This is a genomic window from uncultured Holdemanella sp., assembly GCF_934754935.1.
Taxonomy (GTDB): domain Bacteria; phylum Bacillota_I; class Bacilli_A; order Erysipelotrichales; family Erysipelotrichaceae; genus Holdemanella.
This window is the reverse complement of the sequence record NZ_CAKVJB010000003.1, coordinates 58,921-85,198: the sequence shown is the minus strand read 5'-3', so window position 1 is coordinate 85,198 and position 26,278 is coordinate 58,921. Positions and strand designations below refer to the sequence as shown.

At 33.5% G+C, this 26,278-nt stretch carries 21 protein-coding genes; 3 read left to right on the top strand and 18 right to left on the bottom strand.

The features are described from left to right. Positions 1-48 precede the first annotated feature (48 nt). Genes Q0E86_RS01630 through Q0E86_RS01620 form a run of 3 tightly spaced genes read right to left on the bottom strand, consistent with a single transcriptional unit; the run spans position 49 to position 2,784 of the window. Positions 49-393, bottom strand: coding sequence for an RQC-minor-1 family DNA-binding protein (locus tag Q0E86_RS01630; RefSeq protein ID WP_295754202.1), 345 nt, complete (start codon positions 391-393; stop codon positions 49-51). A 13-nt stretch (positions 394-406) separates the two neighbouring features. Next, positions 407-1,117, bottom strand: a complete 711-nt coding sequence (locus Q0E86_RS01625; protein WP_295754201.1) for a TraX family protein — start codon at positions 1,115-1,117, stop codon at positions 407-409. Beyond that, positions 1,114-2,784: a DUF975 family protein gene (locus Q0E86_RS01620; RefSeq protein ID WP_295754200.1), complete on the bottom strand. Its 1,671-nt coding sequence runs from the start codon at positions 2,782-2,784 to the stop codon at positions 1,114-1,116. Before Q0E86_RS01620 ends, Q0E86_RS01625 begins: the two co-directional genes overlap by 4 nt. Before the next feature lie 56 nt (positions 2,785-2,840). Between Q0E86_RS01620 and Q0E86_RS01615 the strand changes: the two genes are divergently transcribed. Further along, positions 2,841-3,578, top strand: coding sequence for a nitroreductase family protein (locus Q0E86_RS01615; RefSeq protein WP_295754199.1), 738 nt, complete (start codon positions 2,841-2,843; stop codon positions 3,576-3,578). Positions 3,579-3,594: 16 nt separating this feature from the next. Here Q0E86_RS01615 and Q0E86_RS01610 read toward each other — a convergent pair whose 3' ends face one another. The 6 genes from Q0E86_RS01610 to Q0E86_RS01585 all read right to left on the bottom strand — a co-directional run bounded on the left by Q0E86_RS01610 (position 3,595) and on the right by Q0E86_RS01585 (position 13,124). Next, complete coding sequence (locus Q0E86_RS01610) at positions 3,595-5,526, bottom strand: FAD-dependent oxidoreductase (protein WP_295754198.1); 1,932 nt, start codon at positions 5,524-5,526, stop codon at positions 3,595-3,597. Positions 5,527-5,614: 88 nt separating this feature from the next. Further along, positions 5,615-6,943: an aminotransferase class I/II-fold pyridoxal phosphate-dependent enzyme gene (locus Q0E86_RS01605; protein WP_295754197.1), complete on the bottom strand. Its 1,329-nt coding sequence runs from the start codon at positions 6,941-6,943 to the stop codon at positions 5,615-5,617. Then, positions 6,924-8,318, bottom strand: coding sequence for a thioether cross-link-forming SCIFF peptide maturase (scfB, locus tag Q0E86_RS01600; protein WP_295754196.1), 1,395 nt, complete (start codon positions 8,316-8,318; stop codon positions 6,924-6,926). Before scfB ends, Q0E86_RS01605 begins: the two co-directional genes overlap by 20 nt. Positions 8,319-8,400: 82 nt before the next feature. Continuing rightward, positions 8,401-8,553 carry a six-cysteine ranthipeptide SCIFF gene (gene scfA / locus Q0E86_RS01595; RefSeq protein WP_003865538.1) on the bottom strand — a complete coding sequence of 51 codons (153 nt, stop codon included), beginning with the start codon at positions 8,551-8,553 and terminating at the stop codon, positions 8,401-8,403. A 93-nt stretch (positions 8,554-8,646) separates the two neighbouring features. Next, positions 8,647-11,040, bottom strand: coding sequence for a hypothetical protein (locus tag Q0E86_RS01590; protein WP_295754194.1), 2,394 nt, complete (start codon positions 11,038-11,040; stop codon positions 8,647-8,649). Positions 11,041-11,042: 2 nt separating this feature from the next. Then, complete coding sequence (locus Q0E86_RS01585; protein ID WP_295754193.1) at positions 11,043-13,124, bottom strand: RND family transporter; 2,082 nt, start codon at positions 13,122-13,124, stop codon at positions 11,043-11,045. 186 nt (positions 13,125-13,310) lie between these two features. Here Q0E86_RS01585 and Q0E86_RS01580 point away from each other — a divergent pair, with 186 nt between their 5' ends. Beyond that, on the top strand, positions 13,311-13,919 hold the full coding sequence (locus Q0E86_RS01580) for a TetR/AcrR family transcriptional regulator (RefSeq protein WP_295753057.1): 609 nt from the start codon (positions 13,311-13,313) through the stop codon (positions 13,917-13,919). A gap of 7 nt (positions 13,920-13,926) precedes the next feature. Here the strand turns inward: Q0E86_RS01580 and Q0E86_RS01575 are convergent, their stop codons facing one another. From Q0E86_RS01575 to Q0E86_RS01565, 3 genes are all read right to left on the bottom strand, one after another. Further along, positions 13,927-14,844, bottom strand: a complete 918-nt coding sequence (locus Q0E86_RS01575) for a calcium/sodium antiporter (RefSeq protein ID WP_295754192.1) — start codon at positions 14,842-14,844, stop codon at positions 13,927-13,929. Positions 14,845-14,966: 122 nt separating this feature from the next. Continuing rightward, positions 14,967-15,185: a hypothetical protein gene (locus Q0E86_RS01570; RefSeq protein WP_295754191.1), complete on the bottom strand. Its 219-nt coding sequence runs from the start codon at positions 15,183-15,185 to the stop codon at positions 14,967-14,969. Between the two features lie 10 nt (positions 15,186-15,195). Next, complete coding sequence (locus tag Q0E86_RS01565) at positions 15,196-16,113, bottom strand: Rpn family recombination-promoting nuclease/putative transposase (protein ID WP_295754190.1); 918 nt, start codon at positions 16,111-16,113, stop codon at positions 15,196-15,198. A 258-nt stretch (positions 16,114-16,371) separates the two neighbouring features. On the opposite strand from Q0E86_RS01565, the gene Q0E86_RS01560 reads away from it, so the two are divergent. Continuing rightward, positions 16,372-17,271: a calcium/sodium antiporter gene (locus tag Q0E86_RS01560; RefSeq protein ID WP_295754189.1), complete on the top strand. Its 900-nt coding sequence runs from the start codon at positions 16,372-16,374 to the stop codon at positions 17,269-17,271. On the opposite strand, the gene mscL is transcribed toward Q0E86_RS01560, so the two are convergent. The 6 genes from mscL to Q0E86_RS01530 form a co-directional block, all read right to left on the bottom strand. Further along, on the bottom strand, positions 17,252-17,656 hold the full coding sequence (gene mscL, locus Q0E86_RS01555) for a large-conductance mechanosensitive channel protein MscL (protein WP_295754187.1): 405 nt from the start codon (positions 17,654-17,656) through the stop codon (positions 17,252-17,254). The two genes, Q0E86_RS01560 and mscL, sit on opposite strands and share 20 nt — an antisense overlap. Beyond that, complete coding sequence (locus Q0E86_RS01550) at positions 17,657-18,871, bottom strand: dicarboxylate/amino acid:cation symporter (protein ID WP_295754186.1); 1,215 nt, start codon at positions 18,869-18,871, stop codon at positions 17,657-17,659. It lies immediately after the preceding gene. 224 nt (positions 18,872-19,095) lie between these two features. Further along, entirely contained in the window at positions 19,096-19,641 is a 546-nt protein-coding gene (locus Q0E86_RS01545; RefSeq protein ID WP_295754185.1) for a hypothetical protein, read from the bottom strand. Between the two features lie 48 nt (positions 19,642-19,689). Continuing rightward, positions 19,690-21,411: an HNH endonuclease gene (locus tag Q0E86_RS01540; RefSeq protein ID WP_295754184.1), complete on the bottom strand. Its 1,722-nt coding sequence runs from the start codon at positions 21,409-21,411 to the stop codon at positions 19,690-19,692. Positions 21,412-21,483: 72 nt separating this feature from the next. After that, positions 21,484-21,693, bottom strand: a complete 210-nt coding sequence (locus Q0E86_RS01535; RefSeq protein ID WP_295754183.1) for a hypothetical protein — start codon at positions 21,691-21,693, stop codon at positions 21,484-21,486. 271 nt (positions 21,694-21,964) lie between these two features. Then, a complete protein-coding gene (locus Q0E86_RS01530; RefSeq protein ID WP_295754182.1) occupies positions 21,965-26,278 on the bottom strand; it encodes a PolC-type DNA polymerase III in 4,314 nt (1,437 codons plus the stop codon).

The following is a 26,278-nucleotide window of genomic DNA, read 5'->3' as shown; positions in this document are numbered from 1 at the left end:
GCGGTATCGAGATGCAATGAGCTCTAAGCACAGTAAATAAGCGAATAATTACCATTCATTTGCAAAAGAGGAGCTTTCTGAAAATACCAATAAAGGCAGACGATAATCATACTCAATTCTGAGATAATCTTCCTTGATCATCCAATCAATGCATTTTGCGATATCATCTAATTTCATATCCTGATAGTATCCATAAGCAGGACATTCATTTAGTTGATGTTCAAATATCTTTTTATCCTTTGAACCTTTTAATATTTTAGCCAACATACTTCTTCCACCAGTTGAAATCAATTCATCTGCACCTCTTAGAATCATCCGTATGTCTTCTTGTGGCAAATCTTTAATTTTCCCTGCATCAAGAATGACTGGCACTCTACGTACTTTTTTACTCATACATGCTTTTCCTCTACATCATTACACGAATCAATCCACACAAAATTAAATGTCCTACATAGAACCAATAAAAGAACCATTTCATAAATGTACTCTTTCCTCTTGTTCCATCATATAAAGACATAATTGGATATACTAAAATAATCCCAAACTGTAATAAACCATATACTACATCTATGCATAAACAATAAACAAGGACATACATAGAAATATATAAAGCCATACCGAGTACTTGTTTTTTTAGATTGCCTTGATTTTTATAAATATGATTTGTGCAAAGAATCGGAAAACATGACCAATCACTTGGAAATGCCAATAAACAAAGAACAAGAATACAACCTATTTTCTTTGCGTCTTTCCAATCTTGATCTTCGACCCATAAACCAATCACCGATAAGAATAGTGGCCATATAATACTTGTTTGATTTAAGAATGATTCTTTAAATGGAATAAAAGATATGCCAAAACAGAAGTTATACGCAAAGTGAGCAATGATTGAAAAAATCAATAATCTTTCTAAATATTTCTTTAAACTATGCGTATGCGTATAGCCTTCCACCACCATAAACCACATAATAGGTGCTGCCACTCGTCCAATTAAATGTATCAATAAAAGCCACCAGAATTTTTCATAATTTGGATACAACGTTGTTGCGAAATGATCCATAAACATCGCAATGATCGCAATCATCTTGATTTGATTTCCATTTAACTTTTTTATCATCGAGTCACACCCTCTCCTACATTGGGTTCAAAGTGCGAATAAATCACATCCCCACCAAATAAAAGAAGTAAAACTAAACACGCTGCTGATAATTTTTTATTCAAGTGTTCCTTTACCCAGTTATCAATTAATGGTGCAACGACATAGACGAATGCCATACCACCAACGCCAAACACTAATAAACCTTCCGCACAAATTCTTCCATGAAGATTTAAGAAGTAGCCTGTATAATCCCACCATTTCTGACCATTGTGCGTGAGTTCTAAAAAGAATCCTGTAAAATATTCAATGCAGCCACAAAGAAGTACGGCCATACTAAATTCAACTTTAGGTCGCATTCTAAATCGTTTTAATAAAAGTAGAATCAATATACATCCAAAACCATAAATAGGAATCCATGGACCATGTAAAACACCACGATTCACAAATACTCCATAGCTAATCATAGATAAACTGACTTCCCAGATCCATCCGACAAAACACATAAAGAAGAAACATACTAAAATGGATGTGATTGTATAATTTCGATTTGGATGTAAAACCCGAAGATTTGACTTCTTATACTCCTCTTCAATTGGAGATAGACGAACTGGATAACATAATAAGTACACTTCGGTAATCATAGTTTCTGCTTCCATCTTAGCATAGGTATATCTCTCGTATTGTTTTTCTTTTGAACTCAAATGAAAGATGATTCCAAAATTATCACACAAGAATTTTTTAACACCCGTATACGCATTCTCTATTGGATTTTTCGCATTTAATGCCGCAATCACATCGGAATACGTATTTCGCATCAAAGCACTACTTGGTTTTTCAAATAAATACGTATCGTTTAAAATAGCACTCTGAAATTCTTTTCTTCTTAATGTATAAAATTCACACATTACTGACATACGATACATATTTGAATAGAATATAGCACTCATTCCAAATGTACATACATCTAGAATATACCATCCTGCCATTGATAGTTGCCATTTAAAACATTCAAACTTATGCCCCTTCATCATATTACGAGATAGAGAAAATGCATCTTTTAAAGATATAGTTGGATTTTCTGCCAAAATATAATCCACTAAAAAATATACATAGTAAAAATATATTCCTCCAACAACCGTAAAATTCATAACTGTCAAAATAATGGATTTCACTAACTTCACAAACGCAACATGTATCTGTTTGCGAATACGCATTAAATAAACCAATCGATCAAGTGGAAGTTTGGCATAGACTCTTCCTTCCAAAAAGAGTCTGCGATTAATAACTGGCAAAACATTCACAATATAGACTCTATAAAATACAGATATGCATAAACCTATTACGACAAAACAAATACTCGCAATATCTTTAGAATGAACAATGGTAGATAAACCTAAAAACAGTGTCTTCACAAAAGAACCTGAAGTAATTCCATTCACGACATGCGCAAATACACCATTACTCGTACCAAAGACACCTTCAGGAAGTAAAGATGTCATGGACTTCACAAAAGAGGAGTGCATCAATAAGCCTGAAACACTTTTGGCATTATCTTGCTTTAAAAGTGATAAAGTCGAACTGAATTCACTTCCCATAAGTACTGCCGCAAGACATAACACTAAATAGGTCGCGTAGTGTGTTTTTACATTTTTGTGTGCGTTTTTCTTAATTTCTTTGAGTTTCATACATAAATAATATCATATCTAGTGTAAAATATTTTCAAAAGAAAGAAGGAATGTTTATGAACCCAATCATTCAAAGTTTATTTGACCGTAAGTCATGTCGTATTTTTGAAGATAAAGAAATATCACAAGAAGACAAAACACGGATACTTCAAGCTGCTATGCAAGCCCCTAGCGCTGGAAACCAACAGATGTATACCATCATTGATGTACAAGATGAAAAGCTACAAGAAACACTATCTAAAACGTGTGACAACCAACCATTTATTAACCAAGCTAAAATGGTTTTGATTTTCTGTGCCGACTTTCAAAAATGGTATGATTTATTCAACCACGAAAACTGTAATCCTAGAAAACCAGGCGTAGGCGATTTATTACTTGCGACAACGGATGCGACGATTGCCGCGCAAAATGCGGTTGTAGCAGCCGAAAGTCTAGGTATTGGATCTTGTTACATTGGTGATATTTTAGAGCAGCATGATCTACATAGAGAATTGTTACATCTTCCAGAATATGTGGTCCCTGTATGCATGTTAGTACTTGGATATCCTGCAGATGATCATTTTAAAAGACAAAAACCACAGCGTTGCAAATTAGAAGACATTGTTTGTGTTGATCATTATTACAGAAAGAATGAACAAGAACTAGAAAATATGTTTGAACACAAAGCTGGAAATAAGAAACTAAGTGAATGGACAGAAGCGTTCTGTGACAGAAAATACAATTCTGATTTTTCAAAAGAAATGACAAATTCTGTACAAAAATATATTGACCAATTTAAAAGTGAAGCCGATTAAGACTTCACTTTTTATGTTACTTATTAATTTCTAATACGGCATGATAAGCATCTTTAAATGCATCTAAGGCAATACCTGCTTTCTTGCAGTCACCAATGATATATGTAGGAATACCTAAATCTGCATACATACTTGTATCATTTGCCTTTGATCCAACAGCCATAATCACACTGTCATATGGATATTCTTTGCCACTGGCAACAACGACATGATCATCAATTTTTTCTACAGTTGCACTTGTTTCTATTGTGATTGGCATTTGTGCCATCGCAAATTGAGCTGTAATTTGACGCAATGGTCCTAGATCTTGTAAAGCTTTTTCTTTCATTTCTAGAACCGTTACTTTCTTTTGTTTGGCAGCTAAAAATTCTGCTGTTTCAAAACCAACAAGTCCACCGCCAATAATGACCACATTATCGCCTGATACCTCTACTTTTTCACTTAATACATCATGTGCAACAATTGCTCTTTCACTACCCTCAATTGGAAGTATAAATGGACTTGATCCAATCGCAACAATGAGTGCATCCGGCTTAATTTCTTCAAGCATTTCTTTAGTACAAACCGTATTTAAGTGCACTTCAATACCAGATTCTTGAACATCCAAAATCATTTTGTCTACGGCATTCTTAAAATCTTTTTTAGCTGAAATAGCACCAGCCAATAAGAATTGCCCACCAAGACTTTCACTCTTTTCAAATAAGATTGGTATATTGCCTGTTTCTTTTAAATCTAAAGCTGCTTCCATACCCGCAATTCCACCACCTAAGATGACAACTTTTTTAGAAACAGAGCCAGATTTTAAACCTAATGTTTCTTCTTCTAATAAACCAGGATTTCGCATACAAGTAATATGTTTAATAGCTGGATTGTATAAAGAAGCACAGAATGAGTCATAACAACCTTGGTTACATCCGATACAATAGCGAATCTGATTGACTTTACCTTCCTTTGCCTTATTACAGAAATTGGCATCGGCAAGCTGAGCACGAGCCATGACAACTAAATCAGCCTTATCCTCTTCTAATATTTTTTCGGCAAATTCAGGCGTATTGATACGTCCACATGGCATTGTCAACATACCCGTTTCTTTACGAATGCGTGCAGCATCTTCTACGTTAAATCCATTTTCAATATCAACTGGAGCCACTTCATATAATGTAGCTGCCGTTAAGATATTTCCACGACTAATATTTAAAACGTCAACACCTAATTCTTTGGCATCTTTACAAAATTCAATCACTTCTTCAACCGTTAATCCACCTTCTAACATGTCATCATGACAATCGACACGCATGAATAGTGGCATGTCCTCTGGCATATTGGCACGAATAGATTTAATACATTCCAACGGGAATTTCTTACGATTTTTAAACGATCCACCCCACTCATCACTTCTATGGTTGATTCCACCCGACAACATTGAGTGTGGTAAATAGTTATGCGCGCAATGGAATTCTAAACAATCAAAGCCAGCTTCTACTGCACGTTTTGCAGCTTGTCCAAACTTATCTATTATATCGAGTAATCTTTCGTTTGTGATAGCTGGCACTGTATATTGTGGACTTAATGGTAAGTCATTTGGCACTAAGATCTGAGCCGTTTGATCCGAAGCTACAGCCAATCCACCTTGCCATAATTGAACGCAAGTTTTTCCTCCAGCTTCATGCACGGCATCATTTAATTTTCTAAATCCAGGAATGTACTTATCTTCGGCAATCGATAAAAATCCATGTGGAGCACTCGCTGCATCTACACTTGTAACTTCTATTGTATTTAATCCGTTTCCACCTTTTGCACGTGCTACATGATACGCAATCAGCTTATCTGTAACACTCTTTCCATCTTCACTTTCTGCACTTTCGTGTGTTCCCATCGCGGACATGACAACACGATTTCTTAATTCCATACCACGTATTTGTATGGGATCAAATAATTTGTCAAACATATGATTCTCCTCCTTTGTGTATGATTACTTCTTATTTCATTATACTTTAATTGTTAGCGGTTTCACATATACAAAAGAAAAAGAGCTGTCATTCTTTGACAACTCGTACAGTTTCAATACCATAATATTTCATGACTTCAATCGAACATTCACTGATTATTTCGCCTGGAATTACAGGAAGAATAGCTGGAGGACAAGATACAGTAACGCTTGAACATATTTTTCCTAAAGATTTAGAAACATCTACTGTCATGCTTGGCGCAAATACAGCTTGGCGTATATTCATTGCTTTATTAGATTGTTCTATTTTTGGTGGTTTATTTACTAAAATAGCTTTTCTTTCAATTCCACACAAACATTTCTCTAATCTTTCAAAATCATCTTTCGTATTATATGGAGATGGCATCAATACAATATAATCAGTATCATAGAATTCAGGATAGATATCACAATTCATTAAAAAATCTGCAATTTCATTTCCAGTATAGCCAAACTCTTTCGTTGCAATCGTAATCTTCATGGGTTCACCAGATAGAATCGTATACCCATATTGAACTAAAGTATTCTTTAATAAATCAACTCTTTGAATACATTCAGACAAAGAGTTTCTAAATGTATGGTCCAACACATCATTTGCCGCATCTAAAGATGCCATAATCAAATAGGATGGACTTGTAGAAGAAAAATACTCCATAAAATGTTTAACGTCATTTTTCCATACTTGATTCAAAGAATCACTTAAGTGAAGATAAGCTCCGCCTGTAAGTACGGGTAATGTTTTATGAGCAGAGTCACAACATAGATCAGCTCCTAAATCAATGGGGTGTAAAGAATCTTCAAGAAAGCGAAGATACGCACCATGTGCATTGTCTATGGCTAGTAATACATTGTGTTTTTTACATATAGAAGCTAATGCTTTAATATCCAAAAGATTTCCTAAATAATCAGGATTTGTCAAATATACAGCCGTCGGATTGTTTTCAATAATTTTCTTTTCTAAATCTTTCGCATTGATCTTACAAGATAAGTAGTCACTATTTCCATAAAGCCATTCTATGTCAAAATCTAAAAGTGCAGCCGCATGAATAAAGCTTCGATGAGCATTTCTTCCTGCAAGAATCTTAGGTTTCTTGCCTTTACTTTTGGCATCTTGGCATAATATCGTACACATCGTTTGAATGCATAAAGTCGAACCTTGGGTTGAATAATAGGTTGGACATCCAAATAAGGTTGAAGCGTTTTGTTCACTTTCCTTAATGATTCCCTCTGCCGCAAACAATTCATCGGCTCCAGAAATTTCTGTAAGGTCCATTCCTTCAAAACCAAGAATGCCAGCACCTTTATGGCCTGGCATATGCATTCTTACAGGTGACTTTTCTTGATATGATTTTAGAAAACTAACAATCGGCGTCTTCATTATTATTTTCTTTCATATCACGAATAATGGCTACGGCAAGTGCACATTCTAATCGTTTACAGAATAGTTCACAACCCTCTTTATATACACCTTTGACAGATCCTGTCGCATGATATGCATTGGCAGCACATCCTCCTGAACAATAAAGTCTTGCCCAGCAGTCTGCACATTCTTTACGTGCATATACGTTACATGATGCGAACTCATCTTGAATCTTTTTATTTGTGACACCTGTATAAATGTCTCCTAATTTAAAGGCTTCTTCTCCTACAAATTGGTGACAAGGATATAAATCTCCCCATGGTGTTACAGCCATATATTCGGTTCCTGAACCACATCCTGAAATACGTTTATAAATACATGGTCCGCCTTTTAAATCGATCATATAGTGATAGAAAGTAAATGGATCTTTCTTATCATCATAATCAAGCATTAACTTAGCCAAATCTTCATATTGTTTCATAACAATTTCACGATCAGCTTGAGTTAGTGCTGCAGGATCATCTGAACTAGCAACAACAGGTTCCATACTTAATTCTCTAAATCCTAAATCTAACATTTGCTGAACATCTTTTAAGAAGTCTGGATTGGCATGTGTAAAAGTACCACGCATATAGTAATTTTTACCTTCACGAGCCTTTACTAACTTTTGGAACTTAGGAACGATCGTATCAAAGCTTCCTTTTCCAGAATAATCCACACGATAACGGTCATGAACTTCTTTACGACCATCTAAACTTAAAACAACATTGCTCATTTCTTTGTTCGCAAATTCAATCACATCATCATCGATCAACATACCATTTGTCGTTAATGTAAAGCGGAAATTCTTTCCGGCTTCTTTTTCAATGCTACGGGCATAGGCTACTAATTGTTTAACCACATCAAAATTCATTAGTGGTTCTCCACCAAAGAAATCTACTTCTAAGTTTCTTCGTGTTCCTGAGTTTTCCACCAAGAAATCAAGAGCACGTTTACCTGTTTCAAAACTCATTAGTGCACGATCTCCATGATATTTTCCTTGACTGGCAAAACAATAAGAGCAATTCAAGTTACAAGTATGGGCAATATGTAGACATAAAGCTTTAATAACACCACTTGTCTTAGCTTTTAATTGTCCTGCCATTGGCTCATATGTATCTTCACTAAATAAACGACCTTGTTCTTTTAATTCTAAAATTTGATCATAACATTCTTCTAATTCAGATGTTTCAACACTTGGATATTTTTCTTTCATTTCTAGAACCAAAGCATTTTTATCTTTATCTAAAAATTCAGCAATCATATCATAGGCAATCTCATCTACCACATGAATACTTCCTGAACAAATATCCAATACAATATTCTGATCAAACATTTTATATTGATGAATCATGTATTTTTTCCTCCCTCAAATTTAAAAAAATGCTACCTTAAAGGCGGCATTAAAAATGCCGAATCACTTCGGCATTTCTTAATTACTTACTTTCTTTATTATTTTCGCAAGCTTGGTTCGCAATTCCACAGCTAGTTTTACAAGCTGATTGGCAAGAAGTTTGGCATTCTCCACATCCGCCATTTTTTGCACTTTCACACAAGTTACGAGTATCTACTGTATTAATATGTTTCATGATTATATACCCCCATATAAATTCTACTTTATTCTAACACGCCAACAAAAGAATATCAAATTAAAAAGGCATTCCGAAGAATACCTTTATAAACTATTTAGAACTTTCTTCCTTAGTACGGAATACGTAACGACTTGTTACTGTAGCACCTTCTGGAGCACCAGAGTAAGAAGCATATTCTTTATTCATAGCTTTGATTTCATCCATTACACTCTGTAATGTTCCAAGTTCTCCAACACCTAGATCAACCTTTTCTTTTAATTGATCCAATCCTTCAGACTTGAATTGTTCATTACCTTCGTATAATTGTTGAGCACCATCATTCAATTGATCAACGGCATCACTTAGTTTAGTTAATCCACTTGTTAATTCGCTCATCTTTGACTTAGATGCACTTAATTGTGCAGTTCCATCATTTAATGCCTTTGCACCATTTCTTAAAGAATCACTGTTTTCAGACAATTGACTTGTTGCTTGAGTTATTCCTGTATAAGCCTGAGACATACCTGAATCTAAACCATTTAAGCCTTCACCTAAACTATTTAATTTGTTTGCTAGAGTGGCTACACCATTAGCTATAGCAGGTGAATTCGTTGCTAATTTTTCAACTCCAGCTTTTAAAGTATTCACTTTTGTTTCAAACTCTTCACCTGTCATACCATTTTCATTTAAACTATTCATTACACCATTTAAAACTTCAACTGATTTTTTAGCTTCACCTAATTTTGCACTAAGTTTGTTAATGTCAGTTTCAGAACTATTATAAATTTCATTTAATTCTTTTAAAGTTCCCTTTGAATCCACAACAATTTTATCAATACCCGCCTGACATTGACTTAAATCTTTCAATGTAACACTTAATGAAGATGCATCTCCTAATGTTGCTTTCTGGCTTTCTAATGCATTAATTTGTTCTTCAATCTTGGCTTTAGCTCCAGTTGTATCATCTTCTGGAACTGCATTAGCTGCGTTTTTTAAAGCTTCAATTGAAGCATTTAGTGCGTTGATTTCTTTTGTACGAATAGCAGCTAATTGATCATCAACACTCTTAATTTGTGCATTATCTGCAGTAATAATTGCTGATGCTCCATCTGTAACTTGCTTAAAGCCTGTTTGTAGAGCTCCTAATTTATCAACATATTTTCTAGCTTCACTAATTTGCTTACTTAAATCAATAAATGCACCATCTTCATCTTGTAAATCATTAAGTACTTTTCCTAAATTTTCAACCTCTTCATTCGTAGTCTCTAAAGCTTCAGTAAGTTTTTTTACCATATCTGGTTTTAACATACTGTCATCACCATTTACTTGTTCATTTAAATACTGAATACCTTCGTTCAAATCATTAGATCCTTGAACCAATTGTGTTAATTGACTCTTTGATTCTTCATTATTTAAAGATGTATTTAATGTTGTAGCACCCATTGATAATTTATATAAATTTTGTTTACTAACAACATTTAATTGATCCACACCAGCCGTATATTGATTTAAACCAGTACTTAAAGTTGTTGTTCCATCATGTAATTGATCAAATGCATTTGTTAATGTTTCAATTTGAGGATAAGCACTTGATAATGGAGAAATACCTTCTTTTAATTGTGTTGTTCCATCATACAATTGTTTAGATCCATCAATCAATTGATCATCAGCTTCAATTAATTGGTCAATTCCATCTGTTAATTCAGATACAGAACCAATACCATTTAATTCATCTGCTAAATCAATTTCGTTTGTCATACCAATCATGATTGAACCTAGATCAAAATCATTGACATCGGCTTCAACTGTTACATCATCACTGATTCCTAATTGATCATTTACTTTATCTAAACCAGCAGATTTTAATGTTTCACTTAATCCTGGAATATTCGCAAATGCCAACATTTCATTTGTACCATCATTAACAATCTTACCAGATTCACATTTTACATTTGAGAACTTGCCAGTACTCATATTCAACATACCACCAGCTAAATAACTAGGGTGAATCACAATGGATTTACCATTGATATTTTTAACTTCTGAATAGTTATTTGCGAAAGAAATAGTTAATTTTAAATGTCCTGATTTTCCTTGAATATCATCTGCAGAAATTTCTTGACCATCTAATTCATAATGAATCTTAACAGACACAGGAAGTTGTTTTGTGGCTGTTCCTTCATAATACACATCATTACCCTTCGCATTCCATGTATATGTATTTCCATCTTTTGAAGGTTTTTCATTTGATTTAATGTTCTTAACATCTGTTAAGTTTAAAGTTTCTTTAATATTATTAATTCCATCCTCATCATGTAACCAACTAGATACGATTGTATCACTGATTGAACCATCTGAGTTTAATACAGAATAAACAGTTTCTGTTTTTTCTGTAGGATTTTCATCATTACCTTGTGCAAATACAGTCACAGGCATCATACTTCCTGCCATAACTGCACTTAACACTACACTACCAACTACTTTTACTGTATGACTTAAATTCATATTTATTCTCCTTTCGCTTCCATGTTTGATTCTGGCCAATTCTTTGTCGTCTTTTCAATGAACTTATGACAGAAAATCAACAATGAAGGTAATACCAATAAAATACTTACGACTGAAATTAAAGCACCACGTGCTAATAAAATAACTAATGATTTAATTAAATCCATCTTAGCTACAAAACTTACACCGATACATGCGGCAAAGAATGAGAATCCACTTGTCATAATTGACACACTCGATTTTTCCATCGCAATCAAAGCAGCTTCCTTAACCTTCTTACCATGCGATAACTCTTCTTTAAAACGCGTTGTCATTAGGATAGCGTAGTCAACTGTAGCCCCCAATTGAATAGTTCCAATAACCATACTTGCGATAAATGGAAGTGTAGTTCCTGTAAAGAATGGAATACCCATATTGATTGTGATCGCAAATTCAATTGTTAATACTAAGATGACTGGAAGTGCAAATGATTTAAATGTTAAGGCAACAATGATAAAGATCATGATGACTGATAACACGTTAACCATCGCAAAATCTGTATTTGTTGTCGTGATCAAATCACGTGTCATACTTCCTTCTCCACCAATCATACCCTTCTTATCATATTTATGAATGATGGTATCCATTTTATCTAATTGTGTATTTAATTCATCGGTTGCAGCTTTATAATCACTGTTTACTACTATCAATTTCTTTCCACCATTTTGGAAAATATCCTTTACTACACTTGGAGTAAAGTTAGATGCAAGTCCTGGACCCACAAATTCTTCATAAGCTAATACGTTATGAATACCTTTTAAATCTTTGATTTCAGAACACATATTCTGAATTTCATTTGTTGTTAATTTGTCATCTACCAAAACAAAATGAGTCGTTGTCATATCAAATTTATCTTTTAACTGATTTGTACCAATGATACTCGCAAAATCACCTGGCATACCAGAAATCAAATCATAATAGATATTTGTATGTGACTGTCCATATCCGAATGGAATGAAAATCAACACAAAGGCAACAAGAATCTTTTTATAGTGATGAATCACAAAACGAGGCACCTTGTGCAATTCATTCAAAATCGTTTTATGTTTATATTTTTCGATTGTCTTATCAAAGAACATCAACAAGCTAGGCAAAATGAAGATTGTTGATAATACACCAAGAACAACCCCTTTAGCCATGACAATACCAATATCTCTACCTAATGTTAACTGCATTACACACAAGGCAACGAAACCAGCAATAGTTGTGATTGAACTTGAAGTAATTGAAGTAAAAGTAGCTTTGATAGCCTTAGCCATAGCTTCTTCATTTGGAAGATTTTGTTTTTCTTCTTGATATCTATGTAATAAGAAGATGGAATAATCCAAAGTAACAGCTAACTGTAATACAACGGCCAAAGCCTTTGTGATATAACTAATTTCACCTAAGAATACATTAGTACCAAAGTTATAAACGATTGGGAAAATCATTCCTAACATAAATACAATTGGTGCAACCGTACTCTCTAATCCCAAGAACAATACAATCATACATAATACAACGGCAATACCTGCATAAATTGGTGTATCATGTTCTGTTTGATCTTTTGTATCTTCACTGATGGCTGACATACCACCTAAGTAACAATCATCTTTTGTATATTTTTTTATTTTACTAATCGCATTCATTGTACGCATTGACGACGTTGGCTCTTTAAACGTAACAATCATCATTGTACTGTCGCCAGAATAAAGCATATCTTGAATGCTTTCTGGAATTGCTTGTTTTGGAACAGAGATATCTAATACATCATCTCTCCAAATACATTTTTCAACTCCATCAATTTTATTAATCTCTTCCTTAATTTTTGCGGCCTCTTGATCAGACTTATTGTTGACAACCAAGAAGTCTACACTCGATAAGTTAAAATCATCTCCAAGAATCTTTTGTGTTTTCATAGATTCTGAAGTTGAAGGTAAATAAGATAATAAATCGTAATTAATATTTGTATTGAAATAACCAATTGCGCTTGGAATCAAAAGAACAATGGCTACAGCCAAAATCATATTACGATATTTAACTATCCATTTTGACATCTTATCCATATCGAATCACCTTTTTTTCTATCCTTTCCTTTACTACGTGAAGAGTATAGTACCAAACTGACCACTAGTCAATATTTTTGTTTTAATTTTTTTAAATCACCAATATACAATTGTTTTAATATGTTCAATTGGTCATTTTTAATTGTAATTTGTAAAATATTGTTTATAATAAGGATGGTGATATGCATGAAAAGTAAGATACTTGAAAATAAGAAAATAAAAGAAAACAACCTCTTACAGGCTGCCTTTAATCTATTCACAAAAGAAGACATCACAAACGTCTCTGTTAATGATATTGTAAAAAACGCGGGAGTCGCAAAAGGAACTTTTTATCTATATTTCAAAGATAAATACCAAATACGCGATATTCTAATTCAAAAAGAAGCACATCGCCTTTTTGAAGAAGCCCACAAACAATTAGAAAAAAATGATATTCGTAATTTTGAAGATTCTGTCATCTTCTTAATCAACCAAGTATTGATTCGATTAGAAAACAATCCATTGATTTTAAAATTTGTTGAAAGAAACCTATCTTGGGGAGTATTCCATGCCCAGTTAAACACGGCTATTGATAATGATAGTTTCAATCTTATAAAAGAATTTAACGAAATCGCAACCGCAAATGGATATGAATTTGAAAATTCAGAAGTCATACTCTACTTAATAGTTGAACTTACAGGAAGTACTTGCTATAACAGTATTCTTCATAGTCAACCCCTTCCTATCGAAGAATATAAACCCATTCTTTTCGATTCCATTCGAGCTATTCTTTCTCAAGGAAAGAAAAAAAGCTAGGACTCGCCTAGCGTACAATAATATAAATCATATAAATGACATATACGAGGATCATAAAGATCCCCTTTTTTCTTGTCATTGTATCTCCCTTTTTGGCAATGCCATAAATCAAAAGAGATACACCGATCAAGACAAAAGTATCAATAATATTTTGTGAAGTAGCCGCAATCGGATGAATTGTACTAGAAGCACCTAAAATAAATAAGATATTCATAATGTTACTTCCAATCGCATTTCCTAAAGATAATCCACTCTCACCTTTTCTTGCCGCAACAACACTTGTTACTAGCTCAGGTAATGAAGTACCAATTGAAACAACGGTTAAACCAATCAAAGTATCACTCATTCCAAGCATAGCCGCAATCTGTTTTGCACTATCTACTGTGATATCTCCACCCCAAATAATACACGCAACACCGATTACGATATAAATCAAACATTTGATTCCCGATAAAGTTTCAACTTCCTCATCCTCAACACGATTCTTTTTAGCACTACGAATCAAATTTAAAATAAACAATACTAAACCTACTAAGAAGATCATACCTTCAAAGCGATTCAACATTCCATTTAATACAAAAACAGAAAGTAAAATACTCACCAAAATATTGATTTTTAAATCACGATTCAAAATATCCTTATCCATTAAAAATGGAGTAATCACTGCACTTGTTCCAACCACAACCAAAGTATTGAAAATATTGGAACCAACAATATTTGAAATCGCAATTTCATTGCTGCCCATTAAACCAGCCGTAATACTTACACTTGCTTCTGGTAAACTTGTTCCAAGCGCAACAATTGTCAAACCAATAATAACTGAAGGCACTTTTAATTTACGAGCCACACTTGCACTGCCATCCACAAACAAGTCTGCACCCTTCATTAAAAGGACCATACCTAATACTAATAAAAGAAATACCATTTTCTCAATCCTTTCAAAGTCACCTTATTATATCACAGGCTTAAAAGAAAAGAAGAGATTTTTTTCTTCCCATCAATCGTTACAAATATTGAACAAAAGAACTTATCTCTTTTCATTTTGGCTTAAACTTTCATCAACGTCTTCTTAATCGACTCTTCACTCACTGAGAAAATCGATGCGATTGCTTTGATGCTGAAACCTTTGTCTAACATAGTTTGGTATACTTCAAATCTGCTTAGTGCAATGCCTTGTTCGATTCCTTGTTTGATTCCTAACTCAATTCCTTCAGCTTTCCATTCCTTTGACTTTACCTCAAGCCATCTCTTTTCTGCTTCACACATCTCAATACACCTAAGCTTTCATCAACATCTTCTTAATCGACTCTTCACTCACTGAGAAGATGGATGCGATTGCTTTGACACTGAAACCTTTGTCTAACATAGTTTGGTATACTTCAAATCTGTTTAGTGCAATGCCTTGTTCGATGCCTTGTTCAATTCCTTGTTCGATGCCTTGTTTGATTCCTAACTCAATTCCTTCAGCTTTCCATTCCTTTGATTTTACCTCAAGCCATCTCTTTTCTGCTTCACACATTGCAATCTCCTCCTTTTCCTCTAATTCCTTTAAATCCAACCATTCTACATCCGTCAATGTCTTGACCACTTTTAACACACTACTCTTTACAAGCCCAAAGCTATTACTTTTTCCTTCATAAATTGACTGATCATAAATACTTCGACATATATAGAATAAATTATACACGTCTTCTTCATTAAAATTATATGAAGTATTTCCTGTGATTTCAATCAGATTCATTTGGTAGTCATGGAAATAGGATTTAAATCTTTCATCCACATCTACAAGTTCTGAAAGCTTACTAGCTGCATTCCAAGGTCTTTCTCCTGTATAGAATACTAGAATGTGCACCATGGGTAGTTTTTCTTTCGATTTATTCTTTTTAAGCTTCTTTAACATTCGATCATAAGCTACATACTCATATGTTGCAGCTCTTACAACCATTGAAGCATCTACACGACTTTGATTTTCAATAATGAATGCACTATAAAGATTTCCATCATTATACTTACGAATCACATCCACATGCTTTTCTAGATCCATATTCGCATCATTCATCTCTGAATCAAGTTCTACACAATTCTCTGGTTTTAGAACTCTTTGACCATCAAAGAAGTAGGCATTAAAGAAATCAACAAAATAGGCATTGTTTTCTAGAAATTCCTTCATTGTTTTATCCTTAATTTTATTCATATTATTTAACCTCCTATATCATATACGAAATAAAATGAGGTTTTTCTAGAAAAGTTGTATTTGTTAAGAAATTTTTACATAATTACATAGAATTTTTGGACCAAAATATGTATAATAATCCCATAAAGGGAGTAGCATGCACATATATGTGTTTACAGCTTCGTCAATACGATGTTAAATCCGGACTGTGATGAAATGGCAAGACTTTGGTAAATAAGACCAGAGTCTTTTTATTTTATCTGGTCCAGGAGGAACTATATGAACATAATTTTATTGGTACTAGGCTTCATTTTACTACTAAAAGGAGCCGATTGGTTTGTGGATGGAGCTAGCAGTATCGCCTCTCGTTTTGGCATACCCCAACTTATCATTGGACTTACAATCGTTGCGATGGGAACTAGTCTACCAGAAGCCTTTGTTTCTATAACAGCCGCTTTAAAATCCAATGCTGCCATCACGATTGGAAACGTTGTTGGAAGTAACATATTAAATGTAGGAATCATTCTTGGCATTACCGCTCTCATTCGTCCATTACATATTCAAAATAGTACAATCAAATATGAAATGCCATTTATGATGCTTGTAACACTTGTACTTATTCTACAAGGCATAAATCATACTATTTCACGATTCGATGGTATTGTGATGTGGTTATTCTTTCTTGGTTACTTATACTACATCTTTAAAATGTCTAAGAATCAAATGGAAGAAACTGAAATCAAAAAGACAAACCCATTATTTATTCCACTCGGCCTTGTATGTTTAATGGTTGGAAGTAACTTTGCGGTAGATGCAGCCACAAACATTGCCATTTCACTAGGTGTCAGTCAAAGATTTATCGGCCTAACAATCGTTGCCTTAGGAACATCTTTACCTGAACTTGTCACTTCTGTAACAGCCGCAAGAAAAGGCAATGCCGACATTGCGATTGGAAACATCATTGGATCTAACATCTTCAACATCTTATTTGTCGTAGGATCTAGTGCACTTATTACACCTGTACCTTTTGAATCCCACTTTATTATTGATTCCTTTGTCGCAATATTGATTGGTCTTGTCCTTTATCTTTGCACTAAAAAAACAAGAGTACTCGACAAAAAAACCGGTATACTCTTGTTGGTTACATATTCAATTTATTTTATTTATCTTCTTTATTAGCCTTCAACAAATCACGAATCTCTTCTAATAAGACAACGGTATCATCTTTTTTAGGTTCTTCCTGATCAAGTTGATCATTCGTTGTCTTTTTAAAATGTGCTAAAAACTTTAACATTGAAAAGATACATGCCGCTACAATCAAGAAATCCACAACATTTTGAATAAAATTACCATACGTAATTGTAGCTGTACCTACTTGTATTTTTAAACCTGTAAAATCAAGTCCACCAAATAAAATTCCCACAATCGGCATCAATATATCATTTACTAAAGAAGTAACAATTTTTCCAAAGGCACCACCAATGATAACACCCACTGCCATATCCATCACATTGCCTTTGGCGATAAACTCTTTAAATTCACTGATTGTTTTATTTGGTTTCATTTATTTTTTCACCTTTTCAAAATGCAAAGTCTGTTTTAATACGGTTGAACAAGCTAAATCCCCAAGAACATTCACACAAGTAGCTCCCATGTCACATAAAGTATTTACCGAAATATATACACCTAAAATTTGATTGGTTGGGATACCTGCAATTGGACATAAAGCCGCAAAAGCCGCAATCGCACCACCAGGAACACCTGGAGTACCAATACTTAACAATACGTTACAAGCAAGTACTGTAACCATTGTACCCATACTTAAATCAATACCAAGTGCACTCGCAAAGAATGTGATCATAAATGACATCAAAATTGAAACAGCATCCATATTGATTGTTGCACCCAAAGGTAAAGTTAAAGATGTAATTTCTTCTGGAATACCAATTTTTTCAGTTGCACACTTTAATGAAAGTGGAATCGTAGCACTACTTGAACAAGTTCCAAACGCATTCAATGCAGCCGGTGCAACATCTTTAAAGAATTGAATTGGACTGTATTTTCCAAACAATTTGACCATACCACCATAAATAATAAATGCATATAAATAGAACGTAATATATAAAGCCAATAATACTTGTCCCAATTGAAGCATTGTATCAATTCCATTTGAGTACATAACTGTCGCAATACATGCGAATACTCCAAATGGAGTCACATACATGATTTTACTAATGATAAAAATAGAAATTTGATAAATAGAATCACACAAATTCACAAATGGATCTGCCTTTTCTTTGATTGCCAAACATGCAAGACCAATAATTACCGCAAAAGCTAGTACTTGAAGCATATTTCCTGTTGCGAATGCTTCTACTGGATTTGAAGGAATAATGTTCTGTAAAGTATCCAACAATCCATTAAACGTAGCCGCTTCTACTTGAGTCTTAGTTGCCACAATATGTGCATTTCTTCCCAAATGTAACATACGAGGTAAAACCAATCCTAAGCCAGAAGCTAAAGCCGTTGTACCTGTATACCATAATAAAGCATGTAAACCTACTTTTCCTGTTTTGGCAATATCACCAATACCAATAATTCCCATGACTAAACTTGTGAATACAAGTGGGAAAATCATCATTTTTAATGCCGACATATAAATGGAAGCCACAACACTCAATGCAGTATTTGCCCATTCCGGCATAATAATTCCTACAATAACACCGGCAATTAATCCAATAAAAATGCCAAGCGTTATATTATATCCTTTCTTTTTCATATTTCTCCTCCAATAATGTAAATATTTTACCACACTATTACATATATGTTAAAATTTACATTAAGCAATTGACATTTTCCATTAATAATGGATAGAAGTTTTTAATTGTCAAACGTAAATAATATTATGACTGTTTTAGAAACGATTTTCAAAATCAGGCAAAAAGAAAAGTATCTATTCATATAGACACTTCTTTTCTTCCTATTCTTTTAACTTTTAAATTCTTACATAGCACTAATTTCCCAAAAATTTTCTTTACGCTTACGCTCTATATAAACAATTTTTCTAGCCTCAATTAAATTTTCTAAACTAGTAATTAGATCCATTCTATCTATTTCACTAAGAGATTGAAGAATCTCATAGTATGAAATGTATTTATTCTTTTTAATTAGATGCAATATCTTTTCTTGGATTTCTTCTATTTTCTTCATTCCTCCATAGCGATAACTAGAAATAGAGATGTTTTTATATCGAATTCCAAACATCACTTTGAAATCAATAACATGTATAATTAGCATCAAAAAATTCAAATCCTGACTGTACATATAAGATTCATCCGGATAACTTTCTACAAATGTAGTTTTAATTCCACCTAACACATACTCTTTTTCATATAGCTTGACTATTTCAAAATAATATTCACGAAGATCAATCAAATCTGAAACCGGAAAACTATAAAGCTTATCATTTCCTTTTATAATTTGATCTTCATCATCTTTTATAATCCCCCTAACTGAAAGGACCTCAAGTAAATTTCTATCTGCATCCATAATAATTAGCTCCTTTCAAGTAATCTCACTTCTATATGCATAACATTTTTAATATCCATAATAAGATAACAATTTTTCCAAAGTGATATCTATCCCTTTACCTTTAAGTAAATCTTTTCTTTCTTCGTATAACTGAGTAATAATATTTATAGCATTATAGCCATAATGAATTTCATTATGACAATTACTGCATAATGAAACAATGTTTTCTTCAATATCCAACGAATATTCAAAATCATCCTGGAAAGACAGAGGCACTAAATGGTGTGCTTCTGTGTATGGCGTTTCTCCGTCTTTTCTTAAAAAGCACTTATGATCTTTATCTACTTCACATTTATAATTTGCATGATTCAAAGCATTAAGAGCTACCTGTTTTTCTCTCTTATAGATGGAAATACCATGTATAATTTTAGGTGTTGATTTTAATTTTAAATCACTTGAATATTGAAATTGTTCCTCACTTCTTTTTACATTGGAAATTGCAACTTTAATTTTTGTATCTTCTTCTTCGTTTCTTTGAACTATAAATCTATTTCTCTTTTTTAGCATCAAAACAATATTTTCTTTCAACTGCAGTGCTTCTTGAATAATCCAAGTTATATATGAATCCTCATTGTAATTTTCTGAATCATATGACAAAACCAATTTTTTGTGTTTAGTTTCGTTTTCTAATGTTTTGGTTGGAATAGTCCAAATTCCATTTGTACCCTTTTTTAATTCTTCAAAATTTTCATTGAAAAAATGGTACAATTCAACACTCTCTTGAATGTATACCTCTAAGCATTTAGTTGAACTATTTCGAATTGCTAGATGCATTTCATTATCTCCCCATCTCAAATCATAATACGACTTATTAATCATATTAGACTTTTTGAAATTATCTGAAAAGATTTCATTTGAATATGCAGTTGATATAAATTTATTCCAAAAATTGCTATACTTATTATTTTTAATCAAATCGTGTAAATATAAATATTTTGCTCCTTGAGGATTAGGTGATAACACAAAGGAAGAATCTAGTTTACTTAATAGTTTGATTAAATAAAATCGATATACTGTATTCTTCTTAGATAATTTAAATGTATTCTTTCTTTCTTGAATATATTTATACACATTATCATTTCCGATATATTTATCCGGTATGACTTCTATGACGTCTTCTACTTGATAAACAGCATTAATTACACCGCCAGTTTCTCTAAAAGCAATATATTTAGGTACTTTTTGAGGATAACCTTGTGTTAAAGGATGAGCATGAACATTGTATTTTTCTATTAATTCCAGGGTCCCATTAATAGGAACTGTTAAAACTTCATAATTTTCTTCTCTTGTATTTTGATAATAATTAAATGTATTTGTAGTTTCTAGAATATACTCTGCCCATGAAGTTAGAAAATTATCAGTACCTAGCATTTTCCGTGGCCCTTGAATATTGCCTGCCATTCCTCTTCTTTGTATATCAAAAACTGATAAGTTATCAAAATTAAATTGTTTAATCAATTTAAATCGAACATAATCTTTTCTTGTTATCTCATCATAATTATCAGGATTTCTCCAGTATTTTTTATCATTAATTAAACTGTTCTTATCAACATCGGTTTGTATCACTTCACAAAGATACTCAATTGTCTGTATAGGTCTGCTTACGTAAATATAAACATAATCCCCCACAGAATAATTTGCATTTTTTCGCCAATCAATAAATTCTAAATCATTAAATGCAGATTCAATATCATAAATATTAGGATTAGCCGGTATAAGCCATAACATTGTTTCACACCCTTTACATGAAATTCTTATAGCTCCACCATATCACAAATACATAAACATTTCATGAATTTATTAAATCTTTGAATTAATCAATTTAGCCAGAATCACTATTTTCTTATTGTTATCTCTTGTGTCACAAGTAACCAATGTCATTAACTGATCTTCTTTATTTACTGAAACACCAGTTTTATACAATCCTCTATTAATGGAATCTGATATAAATGCATTAAATGAATTTGTTGAACCCCATTCAGTTTGTGTAAATTCTAAAGAATCATTCAAGTTATTTTAATCAACATTCATTACTCTAAAAATTTGATATGTTCTAGTTTCATCTTCAGTAATAAATTTAAATGTATCATGCTTTTTATAATAGTTCTGATCCATATAACTCATTAAAAGTGTAAAGATAATGTTATCCCATTTACTAGAAAAATTTCATATTCTTTATCTTTCAAAACACACATTAATTTACTATTAGCTAAAATAGTAACGCAAGAGTCAATCGTCTTATCATATGCTTCTAAAAATCGTTTCAAAAAAATGACACTGCCTAAAACAGTGTCATTTGATTTTCTTCATCCAAACCCTCTAACGCATTCATTTCTGCTAGCTTTTCAACTAATGTCTTGGAAAGCTGTGTACGCTTTAATACATCTTCCTTAGAAAGGAATGGTTTCTCTTCCCTTGCCTTTACAACAGATAAGCCTACGTTTGAACCCAAACCATCAATACTTGTAAAAGGCGGAATAATTGCTTTTGGATCATCTGGATCCACAATAAATTCGGTAGCTGCACTACGATTAATACTAATATTCGAGAATCTAAAGCCACGCAATACCATTTCTAAAGCAAGTTCTAACGTATCATAAATCGCCAATTCTTTATCACTTGGCTTTTGTGTTTTGTCCTCTTTCATATGTTTGATGTCCGCCATTCTTTGACGAATAGCTGCCTCACCTTGAATCATTGTCTGCACATCATAGGCATCACAACGAATACTAAAATACATACAATAGTAATGTACTGGCATATGTACTTTAAACCACGCAATACGCACGGCCATCATAACATAGGCAACCGCATGGGCCTTAGGGAACATGTACTTGATTTTTGTACAAGAATCAATAAACCATTCTGGTACATTGTTCGCCTTCATTTCAGTAACCCATTCATCTTTTAAACCTTTACCCTTACGAACACTTTCCATGATCGTAAACGATAATTTTGGTTTAACACCATATCCCATTAAATCAACCATGATATCGTCACGACAACCAATAACTTCATTCAACTTACAAGTTCCATTATCAATCAAATCTTTGGCATTTCCCAACCAAACATCTGTACCATGAGACAATCCAGATATAGTGACTAATTCCGCAAACGTTGTTGGTTTTGTAAGTTCAAGAATACCACGAACAAATGGTGTACCAAACTCCGGAATACCAGCTGCTCCTGTAACTTCATTATACTTTGTCGTATCAATTTTAAGTGATTCTGTTGTTGAGAAAATAGCCATAGTCGCCTGATCATTCATTGGAATCTGACGAACATTTACCCCTGTAATTCTTTCCAACATTTTCATAGCCGTAGGATCGACATGCCCTAAAATATCAAATTTTAAGATATTATCATGAATCTGGTGGAAATCAAAGTGCGTTGTCTTCCAAGTCGCATTTGGATTGTTTGCCGGATATTGAACCGGTGTAAAATCATGCACATCCATATCCAAAGGCACTACGACAATACCACCCGGATGCTGACCCGTTGTTCTTTTGACACCTTCACAACCCTTAGCCAAATCTACACGCTTAGCCTCATTAAAAGGCTCACATTCCATTTCTTCCTCATACCCTTTGACATATCCATATGCCGTCTTTTCCTGAACCGTACCTACGGTACCCGCTCTAAAGACGTGATCATCTCCAAATACTTCTTTTGTGTATGCATGGGCATTTGGTTGATATTCACCTGAGAAGTTCAAATCAATATCGGGAACTTTATCTCCCTCAAAACCTAAGAATGTTTCAAACGGAATATCCTGACCATCCCCACGCATGATTTCTCCACATACTGGACAAACCTTATCCGGTAAATCAAAGCCAGACTTAGCTTCATCTCCATCTAAGAACTCATAATGCTGACAATTCTTACATACATAATGAGGAGTTAATGGATTTACTTCTGTGATATTTGACATTGTCGCAACAAAACTAGAACCTACAGATCCACGCGAACCTACTAGATATCCATCGTCATTACTCTTTTTCACAAGTAAGTGTGAAATATAATAAACTACATAGTATCCATGACCAATGATACTGTCTAATTCACGTGTTAAACGCTTTTCAACAATATCTGGCAAATCTTTTCCATACCATTGGTGAGCTGTTTCAAAACAAATATCTCGCAATTTTTGGTCTGAACCCTCGATATCCGGTGGATACAATTTATCTTTGATTGGAAAGATTGGTTCAGTTAATAACTTTAATTTATTTGTATTTTCCACAACGATCTCATAAGCTACATCTTCACCCATCCACTCAAATGCCTTCAACATTTCATCTGTTGTCAACAAATGCTGATTTGGATTGCTCGTAGCCTTACGTGCCTGCTTATTATAAATATATAGAGGATGTCTAGCATTTCCAATTGCCTTGGCATTGATATACACATCACGAAGACGTTTCTCATTAGGATTGACATAATGCGCATCGCTTGATGCGATAACCATTTTACCAGCTTCTTTTGCCGTATCATAAATAAACTGTAGATACCATTTTAAATCATCCACATCCGTAATGCTTCCGCGATCCAATAAATTCTTATAACAATCTAATGGTTGTAACTCAATATAGTCATAATAGCTCATGGCTTCAAACAATTCTTTTTTACTTCTTGTATGAGCCAATTCAAAAATCTCACCATTTTGACATGAAGAACCAATCAACAAGTTGCCATTATCCCACTTCTTTGAGATTTCCTCCTTAATAATACGAGGCTGTCCATTTTCTTTCCCCATACTTACTAAGTATTGCGTATGTGATAAAGTAATCAATTCAAACAACTCTTTTAAACCATCTTTATTCTTGGCAAAAACTGTCATGTGATATGGACGATTTCTTTCGTAAGGCTTCTTACTTGAATACTTTTCACATCCACCTTCCATATCTATCAATGTATCTAATGTTGCTTCATGCCCCAATTGATTCATCATATTATACATAACTTGTGAAAGTACATCCGCATCATAATCTGCACGGTGCGCACCTTCACCATCATAACTCACACGATAATGACGACATACACTTCCTAAATTAAATCGTTTTTGATCATCCGGAAGCATCGCATACGATAGTGGTAACGTATCGATCACTGGATTCGTTAGTTCATCACGACCAGTTTTTCGACATGCCGCATTCATAAAGCCAACGTCAAAGGTTGCGTTGTGTGCAACTAATATGGAATCTCCTATAAATTCTAACAATTCATCTAAGGCATCTTCGATTGGTTTTGCGCGATCCACATCATTTTGTGTAATATGCGTTAAATTTGAAATATGCGCAGGAATCGTTCGCTTTGGGTTAATAAACATCTGTAGTCGACCCACTTCTTCACGATTCTTGATCTTCACACCACCAAATTCAATAATCTCATCACGCGTATTCGATAAACCTGTTGTTTCCAAGTCAAATACGACAAATGTTGCATCTTCTAATCTTCGATGATCATTATTGTAGACAATATGATATTTAGAGTCTGCCACCAACATTTCACATCCATACAACATTTTAAATTCGCGATTCGGATCTTTTTTTGACAATGCCTCAATCTTATGTTGAGCCATTGGAAAAGCCTGAACAACTTGGTGGTCACACACACCAATGGAATCCATACCCCAATCATAGGCTTGTTGGATAAATTCTTCGATGGCACAAACACCATCCATTTCCGAAAAGTTAGAGTGCACATGCCACTCCGTTCTTTTCACTTGAGCATGATCCTCTCTTTTCTTTTCTTGCGTAATTTCAAGCTTTCTTACCATAAAAGAATCACACTTAGAAAAAGAATCATATACGACTTCTCCGGTTAAAACTACGTGCATTCCTTTTTTAACAGCTTGAATTTCTTCAATTGGACATCTAGCCCCCTCAAAACGTTTTGCGACAATCGCATCATCATAATCACTGATATATAACATTTGTAGTGTTTTACCACTTTTCATCACACGATTATCAATATCAAAAATATGACCCTCAATTTGAACATTCGAGTAGCCCACACGCAAATCCGCAATCTTATATTGTGTAGCCGATTCTTTTTTATAACTATTTGAAGAAGAATATTGTTTCTTGACTGGTTCTTGTTTCACAACAGGTGCAGCAACTTGAACCTTTGCCGTTTCAATCGCAACATTTTCCTCTACTTTTTTACATACAATTTCTTGATTGATGCCCACTTCTTTTAACTTTTCTTGTAAACTCGGCAAAGCTAAATTTAATGCTGCAAGTCGAGACTCATCTCGTGTTGAAAAACAAATCGTATCATTTTCTAGATAAGGATGTAAGAAACGGAAATCCTTCACATCACTATATTTTTCCACAAAATGATTCACATAACGATCCAATTCATCCATTTCTACCGCATTATTTTTGGAATGAATATGCAGCTTCACATGTACATGCAGTGCCAGCTGCAACTTTGTGATGATCTGTTCATATATTTCTAAAGGAATTACATTCTCAAATTCTATATAAAACTCAACTATTTTATGAGCTGTATGAAATACAGGTTTCTCATAAAAGGAGGCATTTTTAAAATAAGCATATAATTCCGTATCCAATAATTTTTCAAATACTTCCAT